This is a genomic window from Burkholderia stabilis, assembly GCF_001742165.1.
In the GTDB taxonomy this organism is placed as follows: domain Bacteria; phylum Pseudomonadota; class Gammaproteobacteria; order Burkholderiales; family Burkholderiaceae; genus Burkholderia; species Burkholderia stabilis.
Window position 1 is genome coordinate 1,573,678 of sequence record NZ_CP016443.1, and the last position, 14,091, is coordinate 1,587,768.

At 55.9% G+C, this 14,091-nt stretch carries 14 protein-coding genes; 1 reads left to right on the plus strand and 13 read right to left on the minus strand.

Annotated features, from left to right (window positions below; all coding sequences use genetic code 11):
• Positions 1–795 precede the first annotated feature (795 nt).
• Positions 796–1,416: a hypothetical protein gene (locus BBJ41_RS39565; RefSeq protein ID WP_083281963.1), complete on the plus strand. Its 621-nt coding sequence runs from the start codon at positions 796–798 to the stop codon at positions 1,414–1,416.
• Between the two features lie 85 nt (positions 1,417–1,501).
• On the opposite strand, the gene BBJ41_RS40600 is transcribed toward BBJ41_RS39565, so the two are convergent.
• The 13 genes from BBJ41_RS40600 to BBJ41_RS25025 form a co-directional block, all read right to left on the minus strand.
• On the minus strand, positions 1,502–1,723 hold the full coding sequence (locus tag BBJ41_RS40600) for a SymE family type I addiction module toxin (protein WP_069748925.1): 222 nt from the start codon (positions 1,721–1,723) through the stop codon (positions 1,502–1,504).
• Between the two features lie 452 nt (positions 1,724–2,175).
• On the minus strand, positions 2,176–2,685 hold the full coding sequence (locus BBJ41_RS39570; RefSeq protein ID WP_197680903.1) for a hypothetical protein: 510 nt from the start codon (positions 2,683–2,685) through the stop codon (positions 2,176–2,178).
• Positions 2,686–2,875: 190 nt separating this feature from the next.
• Positions 2,876–5,488, minus strand: a complete 2,613-nt coding sequence (locus BBJ41_RS40605; RefSeq protein WP_156814858.1) for a hypothetical protein — start codon at positions 5,486–5,488, stop codon at positions 2,876–2,878.
• Between the two features lie 218 nt (positions 5,489–5,706).
• The gene (locus BBJ41_RS24990) at positions 5,707–6,699 is read right to left on the minus strand and encodes an IS5-like element ISBmu2 family transposase (protein WP_006412423.1); all 993 of its coding nucleotides are present in this window, start codon (positions 6,697–6,699) and stop codon (positions 5,707–5,709) included.
• 75 nt (positions 6,700–6,774) lie between these two features.
• Complete coding sequence (locus BBJ41_RS40610; protein ID WP_156814859.1) at positions 6,775–8,445, minus strand: NACHT domain-containing protein; 1,671 nt, start codon at positions 8,443–8,445, stop codon at positions 6,775–6,777.
• A 328-nt stretch (positions 8,446–8,773) separates the two neighbouring features.
• Entirely contained in the window at positions 8,774–9,283 is a 510-nt protein-coding gene (gene yfiB / locus BBJ41_RS25000; RefSeq protein ID WP_069750366.1) for an outer membrane lipoprotein YfiB, read from the minus strand.
• Positions 9,284–9,367: 84 nt separating this feature from the next.
• Positions 9,368–10,636: a diguanylate cyclase DgcN/YfiN gene (gene dgcN / locus BBJ41_RS25005; RefSeq protein ID WP_069748929.1), complete on the minus strand. Its 1,269-nt coding sequence runs from the start codon at positions 10,634–10,636 to the stop codon at positions 9,368–9,370.
• Complete coding sequence (gene yfiR / locus BBJ41_RS25010; protein WP_069748930.1) at positions 10,633–11,343, minus strand: regulatory sequestration protein YfiR; 711 nt, start codon at positions 11,341–11,343, stop codon at positions 10,633–10,635. Before yfiR ends, dgcN begins: the two co-directional genes overlap by 4 nt.
• 324 nt (positions 11,344–11,667) lie before the next feature.
• On the minus strand, positions 11,668–11,835 hold the full coding sequence (locus BBJ41_RS25015) for a hypothetical protein (protein ID WP_156814860.1): 168 nt from the start codon (positions 11,833–11,835) through the stop codon (positions 11,668–11,670).
• 160 nt (positions 11,836–11,995) lie between these two features.
• Positions 11,996–12,259: a hypothetical protein gene (locus BBJ41_RS40615; RefSeq protein ID WP_156814861.1), complete on the minus strand. Its 264-nt coding sequence runs from the start codon at positions 12,257–12,259 to the stop codon at positions 11,996–11,998.
• Positions 12,260–12,443: 184 nt separating this feature from the next.
• The gene (locus BBJ41_RS25020) at positions 12,444–13,172 is read right to left on the minus strand and encodes a hypothetical protein (RefSeq protein WP_069748932.1); all 729 of its coding nucleotides are present in this window, start codon (positions 13,170–13,172) and stop codon (positions 12,444–12,446) included.
• Positions 13,173–13,196: 24 nt separating this feature from the next.
• On the minus strand, positions 13,197–13,655 hold the full coding sequence (locus BBJ41_RS40620; protein WP_156814862.1) for a hypothetical protein: 459 nt from the start codon (positions 13,653–13,655) through the stop codon (positions 13,197–13,199).
• 10 nt (positions 13,656–13,665) lie between these two features.
• Positions 13,666–13,962 carry a hypothetical protein gene (locus tag BBJ41_RS25025; protein ID WP_069748933.1) on the minus strand — a complete coding sequence of 99 codons (297 nt, stop codon included), beginning with the start codon at positions 13,960–13,962 and terminating at the stop codon, positions 13,666–13,668.
• Positions 13,963–14,091 lie beyond the last annotated feature (129 nt).

The following is a 14,091-nucleotide window of genomic DNA, read 5'->3' on the forward strand; positions in this document are numbered from 1 at the left end:
GTTTAGTCATACGGGCAAAGGCGGCATGACTTGCGCAATCGAACAGCACCCGGGGCGAGGACATGGAACACGCCCGAGACACATAGAAGACGGAACTCCGGCGGAATGTTGCGTAGCGGGGCCCGGCTCTTGCAGTCCCCGAAGGGGACGTCTGGTTCGGAAAGACATCGTGATGCGTCTTGCATTGCGCAAGCGTTTCGCCTGCCCCGCTTGCCAAACCGCTTGATCGGAGGGATGGTCCGACAGCCGTTGGCAAGGCAGTCGAAATTATATGGGCGTTTTTAAATCGTCTGTCAAAAATGCCGGTCGACCAAGGGAAAACACGGAGAACCTGTGTTGCGCTGCGGTAGCTATTGCGGCGCAACCGGGCGGGGGCGAGAACGTTTGCCGGGAGTGCAATCGGGTTGCTATGGCGGGGCGTTGATTGGTGGGGTGCCTTGCTGTGTATGGCGTTTGGAGATCGGTGTTGGTGGACGGCGTTGTTTTGGGTTGCCAAGGGTCTGATCGTCGGAAGTCAATCGACTGATGATTGTGGTGATACGCACCAAGGCGGAGCGCTCGATCCGGTCGGTCAATCCTGCTGTTTACCGACAAATCTAAACACTTGGAAAGCTTCTTGTTATTTATATGAAATAATACGAATTCGCCTCTGCAATCCAGCCAGCCTTCCCGCGAACCGCGCCCGCCGCACTTCGCCGTCGCTTCAGGGCCGCTTAGACGCCCGTCCGTCGCTCAGTCTCGCCAGCCAGTGATCTGCCGTTTTCCTCAATGCACATCACCTGATTTGGATCGCTGATGAATCATCCCTTCCGTCTTTCTTCCGCTGCCGCGCTTGCGTGTGCGTTTTCTGTTTCTGCTGTCGATGCGGCGAGCCGCGATACGCTGGCCGATCGTTCTGTGGGTGCCAATGTGTTTCGTGCGGAACGTGGTGCTGTGGCTCGTGATGATGGGCATGCGGCGCGTGTCGATCGACGCGCGAAGTACGTCGCGCCCGCTGAACGCAGCCCATTCGATACGCCTGATACGCGGCCGTTGCGTGTGTCGGGGGACACGCTCGAAGCGCAATCTCCGTCTGAACATGAAGCTGATTTTGTGTTGCCAGAGAACCGCGTCGCGCTCGGCGCGGGTGGCCGCGACAGTCTTGGTCGTGCGTTGCCCGGATATGAACAGCGCGCGCAGAACTGGAATGAATACCTGCGAGCCAATGGCACGCGGACGGCTGGCGGCGGCGGTGGCTCGTATGCGCCGACGCGGCCGTTCGATGCCGCGCGTGGCCCGCACGGTACGCCGAATCCGTTTGATCCGTCGGTGCCGCAACCGGAGACTCGGACGTTCTTCGACAACGGCGCGGGGACGCATTGCACCGCTACAGGTGGCGCAGGGACGTCGCGGTCGTCTTGCAATATCGCTTGGTGATGCGCGGGGGCGGCTGATAGCGGCTGCCCTACCCGGCGCGCTGCGCGACGTCGCGCAGCGCGGCCGCATCGTGCGGCGTTGCCCGTTACAGCTGCGTGATGATCAGCCTGCCAGGCTCAATCGTGATCTGCACCTTTCGGCCCGGTTCGAAACACGCATCGTTGATCAGCCACATTCCGCCGATCTTCATATACGGATAAAACGTATCCGGTCTGTCATACATGCGTTTCGGCACACCCCAGGATTCCTGGATCGTCACGAAGCGTTCCGTGATCGGGGGACGTGCTTTATCATTCGGCTTAGCCATGGGCAACTCTCTCGTAGTTGGCTGTGGTTAGCGGGTCGTGAGTGTTCCTAGCACTTGCGGCCCGCGCTCGTTTACCGCGGTGTTTTGATTTCTCGGATTCCTCCTTTGTTGGTTGTTCGGTGAAGCCACGGCTGCGGTGCGTAAACCGTGACCTGCCGCGTATCCGTTCACGCGCGCGATTATTACTGGCTGGACAGTGTCCATTAGACCGCATTTGTTGCTTGGATACACGTTAGCCGTTAGTTATAGACACACAATCGATTCAACTCTCATAGCAACTTAAAGCATTGATCACGCAGCAAAAAATAATCAGCACAACCATCGCCCTGTCGCAACGAGCCGAAACCTAAATTTGACGATTCGAAACAATTCAAATAAATCAATTCAACCATGCCAGCATTAGCCCAAAGAATTCGACACATCAACCACAAAATCTCGCCCACCACCTTTAATTAGAACACCAAGTCCGGAGCTCTCTCCCGAACCTTCGGTATGACATGACTCAAAAAACACTCCACAAGTCCAAATATACTAATTGTTGTCTCCGGGAATTTGTCCGTTTCAACTTTTATATAAGTTACGATCAAATTAGATTCGGCTTGAATAAATATCTTTCGATGGTCCGCACTTGCATACCCCAACACGAAAGACCTCATGTGCATCAGTGCATTCAACGCATGACGATAGCTTTCCTCCCAGTTCCCAGGATCGCCTTCCGATATGTTTATGATTTTGTTATTTATTGAAGGAAATTTTTCATTCGTAATATCACAGAATTCATTCACCTTCCTTGCGTGAAATCCGAATTCAAGCAAATCCGGCACGACAACTTCGCCCCAATTGCCGCTCCATTCTCCCGGGAAAACGGCTCCAGTGAATGCAACTAAACGTAGCGCATGCGACCGAGCTCGCTCAATGTGTATCTCGGTAAGTCTTCTGCGACTGCTCACCACCATCTTCACCTCTATAAATTCTTATAATACGCCAAACGATTTAATTAATTCACGTCGCGAGATGAAATCTCTTCAAACAAAGCTTCAATATTGATTCAGCGCCAGCCAGACTTGAATCAGCCCCCTTATCGCGCGTAGGCGATCACACCCAATGCTACAGAGGGTTGCCTTAAGTTCATCAAACACGATAGCAAATACATCACACTCGCGGCACAGTCTTCGCTTCCGTAGCAAGACGTGGCCGGAGATCAAGCACCTTAGCAGTGACTCGCAAGCACCCACCCATATCGTGGATTATTCTAGTAGCCTCCTCATCAAGCATCGCTTGTAGCTCATCGACTCCTATCAACGTTCCAGTTTCCGGATGCTCCCATTTTCTTTCACCGGACACAGTCACGAGGAGACAACCGGAACGACTATTTTCCGCAGCCATATATTTGATAACGAGTTGATTTTTTATCGTATCACGCAGCTCACGACCAGACCATTTCTCACCAATCTTAAGTTCGATTGTGCTTTGCTGCCCTGACGAAGCCGCTCGAAGCCGAATATCGGTTTCCTTCTCATCCGCCGTGACTGCCTCTTGATCAACCGTATAAACGCTGTTCGACATGTTTTGTAACTCGTGTGCGATCAGTTGACGCATCACCTTTTCTTCTTGGATCTGCGCCCACCCCGCCCGTGGTGAAACGTCCTGGAGAAGCAGATCGTCAAGATCATCCAATCGATCGAGGAGCAGCGAAAACATGTCATCACGCGTCGTCGGTGACGCCTCCCCATGTAAATTTAATCCGGCTACACCCAACTCGGTAAATATGGCATCGTCCGCCTCTTCTGCTGCCTTTTCGCGAGCTAACGCCTCGACCCGATCGCTGAAATGAGCGAAAAGTGGGTCTGCCGACATCTCCAATTTCGCCACCCATGCGTCAGAGCCTTTCGCGTCGAGAATTGCACCAAGCAATGCACTTCGCCCTGTCTGTGCGTCATCACGAGGTCCCGGAGAATAGGCTCCCTTGTGAAAAATATCGTCAGATGGCGGCACGTACTGATAGGCAAGTCGGACTAGACGCAAGAGCAAAGCCGGCGTAAATCTTGAGTTCTTCAAGTCAACTTGCAAACCACCGTTTCGGTCGCCAAACATGACGCCTATAAAGTTGATAGCAGCACCGGTAGCAACCGGCTCCAGTGTCGATAAGAGCCGTTCGAGAATATCGGTTCCAGCCGGTGGATCAATCTGCATCATGGTTGCCAGCCACATCTGATTTAGCGGGCGATCGTCAGCCACTTCCAATTGCCTCTCGGCTATGGCTCGAATATGCCCCAGCGATTTGTTATCACTATGCTTGAGCAGGATTTCAAGCACCCGTCCGAGTCGCCTCTGTGCCGCAACCTCGTCTTCGCCGTCACGAAGCTTGCTGGAATAGGAATCAAGCCAAACTCGCAGGCGCGGTAGGAACAGTTGCATGACGACGGCCGGCGCATGACTCACGGCCTGAAGAATAACGTCGAAGGTATGTTGCCCTGCAATCCTTTCGAGTTCGGCCGCTAGTTCAGGCCCCAACGTTCGTTCCACGGCAACCGGATGCTCGCTTGCGAGCGCCTCAAGCCATACGGGAAAGCCGTTCAATTCTATTGGCGCGTATCGGGTCGCCAACTCCGCTTCTTCGACAGTCAGCTTGCGCACCCAGCCAATATCCTCAGACTCCGCAGCGATCGCCGCCAAGCCGAGTTGCCACCGAATAAGGATTGTGTTCCGTTCGTCGACAGGTCTTTCATACGGAAGCGTCGGACGGTCATTACGCCAAATCGTTTGCATACTAATACGCAAGCGATCAGCCACCTCCTTACCAAAATACTGCTCAATGAAGCGCCGACTCCAACCAGACGCACGACTTTCGCCCCCAGATCGGCGCATTGCCTGCCATAGATTCCATGCAGTATTACCTGCTCGATCAGGACTGAAGGCGGTCTGCGGATCATCGGCGACCATACGCCAAAACGCCACCCATGATGCATGCCCCTTGGCCTTCCGAGCTTCCGCGACTTGACTCTGTCGCTTGATCCTAGCTTCAAGTCTAGCCTCCTCAGGATCGATATTGCGAGGAGCAAGACGGCGATCGATGAGTATCGTCAGCTCTGGTCTGTCGACGACATACTGTCTGAGATGTTCAATTTGCTCGTGTGGGGCACCTATACCATCCGAGATACCGCGCATTGATATCTCAAGCATCATCGTTCGCTCTAATAGTGAGCGATTCGAATCAGCCAGTATACGTCGCACCCAACTACCATCCTGCCTAAAACTAAGGCTGAGTGGACCTTCATGCAAAGCACGAACCAACCTCAACCACGGATCTGCTTCCTCTCGCAGACCCGCCATAAAGGAATCGTCGGCCCAAAAAACCTTCTCGCGCAGTGGCGGATGCAACTCCGCGAGCGCTTCACGCAAGCTTTTCGATGGATTGTTATAAGAATATTCGTCGTTGTTAAGACGTAGCGAAATGACAGAGGAGCGCAGAATTTCGTCGCTCGTCTTACCGAAGTGGATCAACTGAAGACATACTTCAGCGAGAAGAGGGACGAGATGAGCTCGCCCACTAATAAGATGCGGCCATTCTTTTCTCCAATTTAGATTATCAACAATGAGATCTGTAATTCCAGGTAGTATGGCCTCCAAGTAATCAGGGGTAGTTTTCTTTTCACTTATCGGAAGAATCCATTCAATTTCGTCAATCTCCTCTCCAGACTTCTGGTTGCACTTTAATACCTCACATAGTTGACCTGGCGTGATGTGATGCGGGAACAATCGCATGACTGCTCCGCGCACAAGCTCATCGGGCCATCGTGTCGAAGTACCAATTAGCGACTGCGCAAGTGTCTCAAGACGCGAATCGCCTAGGGAAACGCTGATCAATGGACCAACTTCCGAAGTTGCAGGCGAGATGGCTTCAAATTTTCTGGATGACGAAGCGAATCGGCGCTCAATTCAGTGAATTTGGCGCGTAAGCGAGCCTCCCCTGCTCGCATTTTTCATACGCATGACGGACTGCTCCCATGGACCGATCGCAACAGATTTCGCGCAATCACCAGATTCGCCAGAGCGAACAGGCTGAACAGTTGCGCGGTGTTCTTGGCCAAGCCCTTGTATCGGGTCTTGCGATGCTGAAACAGATTCTTGACGATATGAAACGGATGCTCAACCCGCGAACGGATCTGCGCCTTGGTTCGCTCGAGCGCGATCACCAGGTCCTTCAGCGCTCCTTCTTGCATCGCCTTGATCTTTCCCCGCCTGGCAGCGACGTGCCACTTCACGGCCTTGCCCGCCATTTCCTCGCGCTTGTCGACGCCAATGTAGCCCGCGTCGGCGAACACCTGCTCTTCATGCCCGTGCAGCAGGGCATGAGCTTGCGATACATCCGACACGTTGGCCGCCGTGCCAACCACACTGTGAATCAGGCCCGAGTCGGCGTCGACGCCAATGTGGGCTTTCATGCCAAAGTGCCATTCGTTGCCCTTCTTCGTTTGATGCATTTCCGGGTCACGGCTCTTCCCGGCATTCTTGGTCGACGGCGGCGCTTCAATGATCGTCGCGTCAACCAGCGTGCCTTCCTTCATCATCAGCCCACGCTCGCACAGCGAGATGCCAATCTCGTCGAACAACTTCCGTGTCAGTTCGTGTTCGATCAGCAGGCGCCGGAACTTCAACAGCGTGGTTGCATCAGGCACGTTCTCGATCGCCAGATCGATGCCGGCGAAGGCTCGCAGCGTGATGCTGTCATACAGCGCGTCTTCCAGTCCTTCGTCCGACAGTCCGTACCACTGTTGCACGAAGTAGATTCGCAGCATCCGCTCAAGGCCAATCGGCGGGCGACCTCGCGTGCCCTTCGGATAGTGCGGTTCGATGGCCGACAGCAAGCGCTGCCACGGAACGACCTTCTCCATCTCTTCCAGGAAGCGTTGGCGCCTCGTCACTCGCTTCTTGCCTGCAATTTCCGCTTCCGCGAAGCCGATCTGCCTCTTCATCGTCGTGGGTCCGTTCCGTGAGCTGTCTTCTAAACGTCCTCGGCTACGTCTGCGATGACCGCCGAGCCGAATAAATCAGCGTTTCCCTAGGCTGACCAACGCATCAATCGCACCGAGACGCTCGCCGTTCGTAGCCAACTCATCAATTACAACATTGTGAGCAATATCAGCACACTTCGCCATTAATCCTGCGCCAATTAGATCAAGTAGCAACTCGCGCACTTCAGCATTCTCGATTCCCGTACCCCATAGGTCCCTGACCGCATCAGCCAAATCAGCAGACGCAAATCGACGTACTTGTACATGGGGAGTGTTCAGGCCGCGCCAGCCCCCTTGTCCGTAGACGCATACGAAGCGGCTCAATGCATCGACGCGCTGCTGGAGGCTTAATGACTCTGGATCGCCATAAGCCAATAGCACCCCAGGCTCGCGGTCGCGAACCTCAGAGAAGACACTTTGATTAGACGCAGCAAGCCACGCTGCTACTGGACGCATATTTGGTCGGACCACCTTTATGCCGTGAGATGTTTCCGTAAGCAGTAGACGCTTGACTGCCTTAATCGGCATGCCGTGATTCAAGCGATTCGCGAGACGGTGCGCCGCTAAAAATTCAACCACGGAGCGGTGATGAAAGCGTACCCGCCCATAGCTTGCAAACCCAAACAACGCTCTTTCCAGCAGCGTTTCACGCTCCTCTGGAAGCCAATCATGCAGCACGATGTCTGGATCTAGCGCGCTACCGGTTTCTCCTCCACGATCAGCGTCAACACTCAGTCTGATTGTCAGTTTTCGAGTCAGTAGCGCCGCGAGGGCGAGCCGACTCGCTCCTTCCAGTGCCTTGTCGGGTGACAGTTGCGCCGGTTCTCGACGGTCAACAGCGGGTTTGAGCTTGACGCGAATGTTCTGGTCCACTTGCTCGCGGTGCGTCCGGATGCGGCGATGTTCACGCCAGTCCGCACACAACTCGATGAGATCTTGTGGACGGCGCGCAAAATCCTCTGCATTACGCACCCGGATATCAGTGAGCAAAGCGTCCGCATCCTCGATACCTTCGGCTGCCGCCATCTCCCGGATTTGCTCATCTGAAAGCGGCATCAGTGCGACGGTACGCCAAACCGGTGTAATGTCTTCTTTCGTTTGACGAGAATGCTGTTTTATGTGTCCCGTCGCGATATCGGCAAACGCATCACCGCTCGCAACGAACTCTACCGGATCCGGTACTGGCAGATATTCCCGGATAAGCTGCGAATCCACTGAAATCGGCCGCGTCGTAATGACGATCCGTATACGGCCAAGTTGGCCGGAAACGGCCTTACTGAGCCGCTTTAATGCTGTCTCGAATGAGCCTTGGGAGAGCTTAAGCTCATCAATCGAATCGAGAAAGAACGTAGCGACATCCGACTGCGCAGCGACCCATGCATCGAGCCTGCTCTCTTCCTCCATCGACAACAGATCACGCAAGTTATTAGTCGAGAGCTGCGCCAAATCCAGGTAGAACGCAGGCTCCCCCTGCTTCCACAACCTCCTTTGCTGACTACGGCATTCATGTGTCTTTCCCGCACCAGCTTCAGAGACAATCAAAATTCGTTGCGATTTGAGTAGTTTTTCCCAACCATAGGCTCCTGACCAGCCCGTGCGGGCCAGCATCAACACACGTTCGATATCCGCAGATTCGTCCTGGGAAAGATCTCCGAACGTTCGCTGAACACTACGCTCGGACTCGTCCAACGATTTGATTGTCATCATATATGGCATGGGCAGCAAAGGATTGATCAATACTATACTGATTCAACCCTTCATCGTTGAACGCTCAAGCTCATAGTGCGCCATCACATCTTGGAAACTGCAAAGTATTACTTAAATTCTTATTTTCCAATACCCACTTCGAGCCACATCTCAGAATGTCAATCAGCGATCCGGTTACTACATTGAGCACCTGCGGCACTTCCCCCTCTAGGCAAACGCCAGTATCCGTGCAGCACAGAACGGACGGGGTTACGTGATAGCGAACGACCACGTGTAATCACTGTCCACACATGCATGGTTTTTTGCGCTCCCCAATCTTCACGTCGATTTACCTCGGCGAAACCACAATCGCCGCCCTCCGATTCTGCGCCCTCCCCCCCGGCGTCTTGTTATCCCCTACCGGATCACTCTTCCCCTTCCCGAGAACCGTAATCCGCTTCGCATCCAGCCCGATATCCACCAGCTCGATCGCCACCACCTCGGCCCGCCTTCTGGACAACTCGAAGTCATAGTCATCCACACCTTCTCCGTCCGAATAACCATAAACCCGCACCCCGTTAATCCCCGCCGACTTGAGCGTGCGCCCGATCCTTTCGACGATCCGCCGCACATCCGGCTTGAGGTTATACCGATCGAAGTCGAACAGAATCGGCCCGGTCGACCCGAACTCGAACCCCGCTCCAGTCTCCTGGAACCCGGCCGACTTGAGCGCCGTGACCTGCGTCTGCGTCAACCCACGGTGAAGCGGCGGCGTCTTGCAGCCGCCAAGCAGCATGCACAGCAGCAGCGCGCTGCCGATGCACATCCGCCCAATGCTCACAGGAAACGAGTTTTCCATCATGTACCCCTTCGAGTGCGCCCGTGTCGCGAGCGCATTGTTATCGTCTGCCGCGGCCTCGCCCGCAGCGCGAAACGATAGCCATCAAGCCGATCCTGCAACGCCTTCAGCCAACTGCCAGGAACCCGGCCGCGCTCGCTTGGCGCGGTACATCGCGGCATCCGCCGCGCGCAGCAGGCCGCTCGCGTCCGACGCGTGATCGGGATACAGCGCAACGCCGGCACTCATTATGGTGGCCACCATGCGGCCGTCGGACAACTCGATCGACAGCGCCATGCCGGACAAAATCTCGTCGGCGACACGGCAGACGGTGCCCGCTTCGCGCACCCCCGCCAGCATCACCGCGAATTCGTCGCCGCCGAGGCGAGCGACCAGATCGGCCTCGCGCACCTGCGTGCGCAGCCGCGCCGCGATGCCGATCAGCACCGCATCGCCGGCGTCGTGGCCGAGACAATCGTTGATCTCCTTGAAGCGGTCGCAGTCCAGATACAGAATGCCGACCCGCTGGCCCGTCACCCCGGCGTCGCAGAGCGCGAGCGCGAGGCGCGCCTCGAACTGCACGCGATTGGGCAGGCCCGTGAGCGCATCGTGCGTCGCCTTGTGTTCGAGCGACGCGTTTTCGTCGCGCAGCGTGTTCTGCCAGTCTTCGAATTCGTCGAGCAACGCATTGAAGTCGTCGCCGAGCTCGTTCAGTTCGGCGATCGCGACGGGCTCCACCCGTTGCGCGAACGCCCGCTCGCGACGCACCGCGTGGGCCACGCCGGCCAGCGCGCGCAGCGGCGAAACGATGTTGCGCAGCAGACGCTTCGAGCTGACATACGCGCCGAACACGCTGACGGCCAGGCAGCCGAGAATGCCGCTGACGCCGCCGAGCAGGAAGCCGAAGAACTGGTGCCCGCGGCCGCGCACGACGACGTTGCCGACGATGATGCCGTCGTGCATCACCGGGACGGTCACGGGCCCGGGCAGCGCAAGGTCGGCGACGGCGCGCTCGAGCCGGGCGATCCCGCCGCCGGCGGGCAACTGCCACGTCGCGAACGGCTGGCCCTTGCTATCCGTGACCACCACCTGCGCGACGTCCTCCTCGCTGGCGATCAACCCGATCGCCTCGTTCGCCGCGACGCGATCGCCGAACACGAGCGCCGCCTCGACGGTATAACCGAGCGAGCGGGCCAGCAGGTTCAGGTTGTTGCCGGCATACGCGCGCAACGCGATCACGGCGACGACGATCAACGACACGGCGGCCATCGTCACGGCGACGAACGCGAGCCGCAGGTGCGCGCGGCGCAACACGCTTTGCAGCGTCGGGCGCGCCACGCGCGAAGGGGAAACGTGAGGCGCGAACCGTGTCATGACGCCCCCGGCCGCCGCGCAAGATTGAGCACGTTCGGGTGCACTCGCACGCCGCTGCGCGCCACGGCGTCGAGATTGATGTCGAACGACACGCGTTCGCCGTCGACATTGAGGCAGAACATACCGCCCGCGGTGCAAGACGGATCGTGTTCCGCGATCGTCAGGACCGGATGGCCGGCTACCGCGGCTCGCACCCGCGATCGCTCGTCGTCGCTCAGGGTGCCGAGATAGACGACGTCGCAGGCCATGCCGAGCGACGGATCGTCGAAGCGGACGCGCTGCACGTCGAGCAGCGTCGAGCCGGCCTGCAGCGTGTCGGTCAGGCCGCGCGCGTAGTCGGCTCGGCCCGTGACGCAGAGATGCAGACGGACGGGCGTCGTCGGCCAGCGCGTGAAGCTGATGATGCCCAGCACGACCTGACGCACGGCGGTGTCGTGTGAAGAAATGGAGGGGTCGGTGCTGCTGGGGGTGCTGCTTGCGGGGCTGACGATGCGGACTGCGTCGATCGGATCGTCCGTGTTGGCGGGGGCGCCGGCGAGCACGGCGGGCACCGCGCCCAGCGCGCAAACGATTGCCAGAAGAGCGTGGCGCAGTGACATGCCGCGGCCAGGTCGGCCGGACATCGTCCGCGCGGCGATTGCCGCCGCGCCAGTCGGCGTCGTTGCAGTCGCAAGACTGGCAGCCGACGCGCACACTTTCGCAACCATGATGGAAACATCCGCTGGCGTCGGTTCCGGCGCTGCCTGCTATCACCAGCCATGCGCGTGCAGGCACCGTATCACGCGCATGATTCCTTCATCTTAGGTACAAAGCCGCGTGGGGAACCAGTGGGAAACACCCGTGAAGGATGTTGATTTGTAAGGGGAATTGGCGGGGGTGCGTGACTATGCCGACGACCTTCTTTCGCGTCGCTTTGTCAGTCTTCGCGCTTGGGAATTGATCTGCGGATTGGGTGGGCGGGCGCTTCAAACTTCATACGTTCTTCACCGATGCCGGACCGTGCTCCGAACTTTTGCGCCTGCCATGCTGAGTCAGCTTCGGGGGCTGAATAGATAAATGCCTGCTGCGACGACCACGAACATCAGCAAGATCACGAGAAGCAGATTTCGCCAGCCCTTGCGGGTGCTTGGAAGATCAGTTGCGCCCGCTCCTCCGCTGAGAACCTCGAGAGCGACGAGCGCCAGGAAGACGACAGCCATCGTCGCTTTCGCTAGCGTTCCGAAGAACAGTTCCAAGAAGCGATAGGGCCACGTTGACCGACGAGGTCCGACAGTCGGACGGCGGAATTCTGGGTTCTTTTTGGAAAACATTTGCCTTTACGCTGGTCCACCGGCACTTTGATCCGTTGGCGCTTGAGCATCAAGTGTAGTCAACGCGCTCGAATCGCACCTTTCGTCCATCCCTGCGCCTACGATGTGCATCTGATCTTCGATCTGCTTCAACGAATTTATTGCCCGCTCCCATCCGCGATCTGCTTCGCCAGTTTTTTTCTTCTTGATGCAACTGCCGGTTGAACCGGATCACCACTACCGCATCGCCAATCGCGACATGACCGAACAGGAGATTCAGGATCGCATCCACCACGACGAACAATTCGCCGCTGAACGACAGGCGCGACGGCAACAGCGACTACACGCGAATTCTGTATAAAAACCGAGCCCGGCAACAGCCGGGCTCGGTTTTTAGCTAAAGAAGATGTTCTTCAACACCACATACACGATGAAGCCCATCAGCACGGTGAAGACAATAACCCCAACTATCTTTTGCCCACGTGTTTTAGGAGCCGAGCCTGGAATTCCAACCATATTTACCACCTAATCCCTGTCTTACCTTGATCATTACTGTACCCGCCACCGACACCACCAACGTTAGTGTTCTTCCCGGCGCTAACCCCACCAACACCAATAATGGTCGCAGTTCCATTACCCGGCGAATTCATGATGCCTGTGCCAAATATGCCGTAAGCACCGGTCATGCCACCGGCATAGCCTCCAGCAAAGTTATTTGTCTGGCCGGGAGCGACCCTCATTCGATTGAGCCAGCCGGCAGTAATACTTGCTGATGCCCGAACTGGATTGGGAAGCGCCATATTGACACCAGTTCCGAAGAACGCATTTCCATCCCGCGTAAACGTTCCCCACACACTGCCCACGAAATAATCAATCTGGAAGTTCACAAAGTCCGGTGCACGGATCATCCCTGGATTCTTGCCCGTCGTCGTCGCCCGATACGAGAACCCGCTACCCTGCGCTCCCTTCAGAATATACGCCTGCAAATCAGGATCGCTCGGATCCAACGATTGCGCCCACACCGTCTGACCCGCCTTGTTCACGCCATACCGCGTCCACTCCGTCCCGTCCTGCGGCATCTCCCCTGACACTACTCGCACATTGCCTGGCAACACCCCTCCATCACTCATCACCAGATCCATTTGCGCCATCTGGTCTTTAATCTGCAGCACCGTGTATTTCCCGTCGCTCTCCGATGCCAGCTTCTTCGACAGCGTCTGCTCCTTCGCCTTGGTGTCCTCGTGCAACTGCTGTTTTAACCGATCAGCACTTTAATGACATTCTCTTATAGTCTTCACATCATAAACCATTGAAAATCCATAAATATTATGCGGAAATCCTAGAGAACCATCCTTTTCCGGAAAAAGATTGATCTTTGCAAGCATGCCGTCCTTACAAAGACGGATGAAATTCTCATTTGTCGATTTTTCAAGCCACCCACGACTCATCAAATCGAGTCGATAGGCTTTTGCCAAATCAATACTCCATGATTCAGATTTAATATTTTTTATCAATAATGCGCCACCAATTTTTGCATTAGAATATTCAGAGTCGACACTTTCACCCATTTTTAAAATAGAGTCCATATCCTCGATCATCACCGTCAAATGCTTTTGTGAATCTGATTTTGATGGATTCTTAGTTATTACCATCAATCCCGCCACGACTCCAAAAATCACCACAAAAATCCAACCCATAGCCCTCCAAAATCTAGCCACCTTATTCTTCATTTTAAAATTCTCAATCAACCTTTGTAAGCGGCCCCGTCGCCTTGAATCCCTGCCCATTACTTCCAGGTCGATCGTAGGTGAACTGGCTTGGCACCTGCGAATTCGTCACCAAGTTCGCATTCGCAATGATGTACTGCTGTAACTCCGGATTCGCCTGCACAGACTGCTGCGTCCAGATCGGGTTTCCGTCCGCCGTTATACCTCCTGGAATCCACTTCGCCCGAGAATCTTTCAGCATTTCACCTACCAACGTAGTCGGCGCACTCGACTCATACTTCACGTTCACCGACATCTCCATCAACCGCATCTGATTTTCGATTTGAGCCTGTGTATACTTACGTCCGCCTCAGCCACTTTCTTAGCAGGCGTTTTCTCTTCCTGATGTAACTACAGATTAAGCCGGTCAGCGCATTCTCCGACGGCAAAAATCCTCAGT

Excerpts from the sequence above, each read along its gene's own strand:
- BBJ41_RS39565 (WP_083281963.1), top strand. The coding sequence starts at position 796 with ATGAATCATCCCTTCCGTCTTTCTTCCGCTGCCGCGCTTGCGTGTGCG.
- BBJ41_RS40600 (WP_069748925.1), bottom strand. The coding sequence starts at position 1,723 with ATGGCTAAGCCGAATGATAAAGCACGTCCCCCGATCACGGAACGCTTC.
- BBJ41_RS40605 (WP_156814858.1), bottom strand. The coding sequence starts at position 5,488 with ATGCGATTGTTCCCGCATCACATCACGCCAGGTCAACTATGTGAGGTA.
- BBJ41_RS24990 (WP_006412423.1), bottom strand. The coding sequence starts at position 6,699 with ATGAAGAGGCAGATCGGCTTCGCGGAAGCGGAAATTGCAGGCAAGAAG.
- BBJ41_RS40610 (WP_156814859.1), bottom strand. The coding sequence starts at position 8,445 with ATGATGACAATCAAATCGTTGGACGAGTCCGAGCGTAGTGTTCAGCGA.
- yfiB (WP_069750366.1), bottom strand. The coding sequence starts at position 9,283 with ATGGAAAACTCGTTTCCTGTGAGCATTGGGCGGATGTGCATCGGCAGC.
- dgcN (WP_069748929.1), bottom strand. The coding sequence starts at position 10,636 with ATGACACGGTTCGCGCCTCACGTTTCCCCTTCGCGCGTGGCGCGCCCG.
- yfiR (WP_069748930.1), bottom strand. The coding sequence starts at position 11,343 with ATGGTTGCGAAAGTGTGCGCGTCGGCTGCCAGTCTTGCGACTGCAACG.
- BBJ41_RS25015 (WP_156814860.1), bottom strand. The coding sequence starts at position 11,835 with ATGGCTGTCGTCTTCCTGGCGCTCGTCGCTCTCGAGGTTCTCAGCGGA.
- BBJ41_RS40620 (WP_156814862.1), bottom strand. The coding sequence starts at position 13,655 with ATGAAGAATAAGGTGGCTAGATTTTGGAGGGCTATGGGTTGGATTTTT.
- BBJ41_RS25025 (WP_069748933.1), bottom strand. The coding sequence starts at position 13,962 with ATGCGGTTGATGGAGATGTCGGTGAACGTGAAGTATGAGTCGAGTGCG.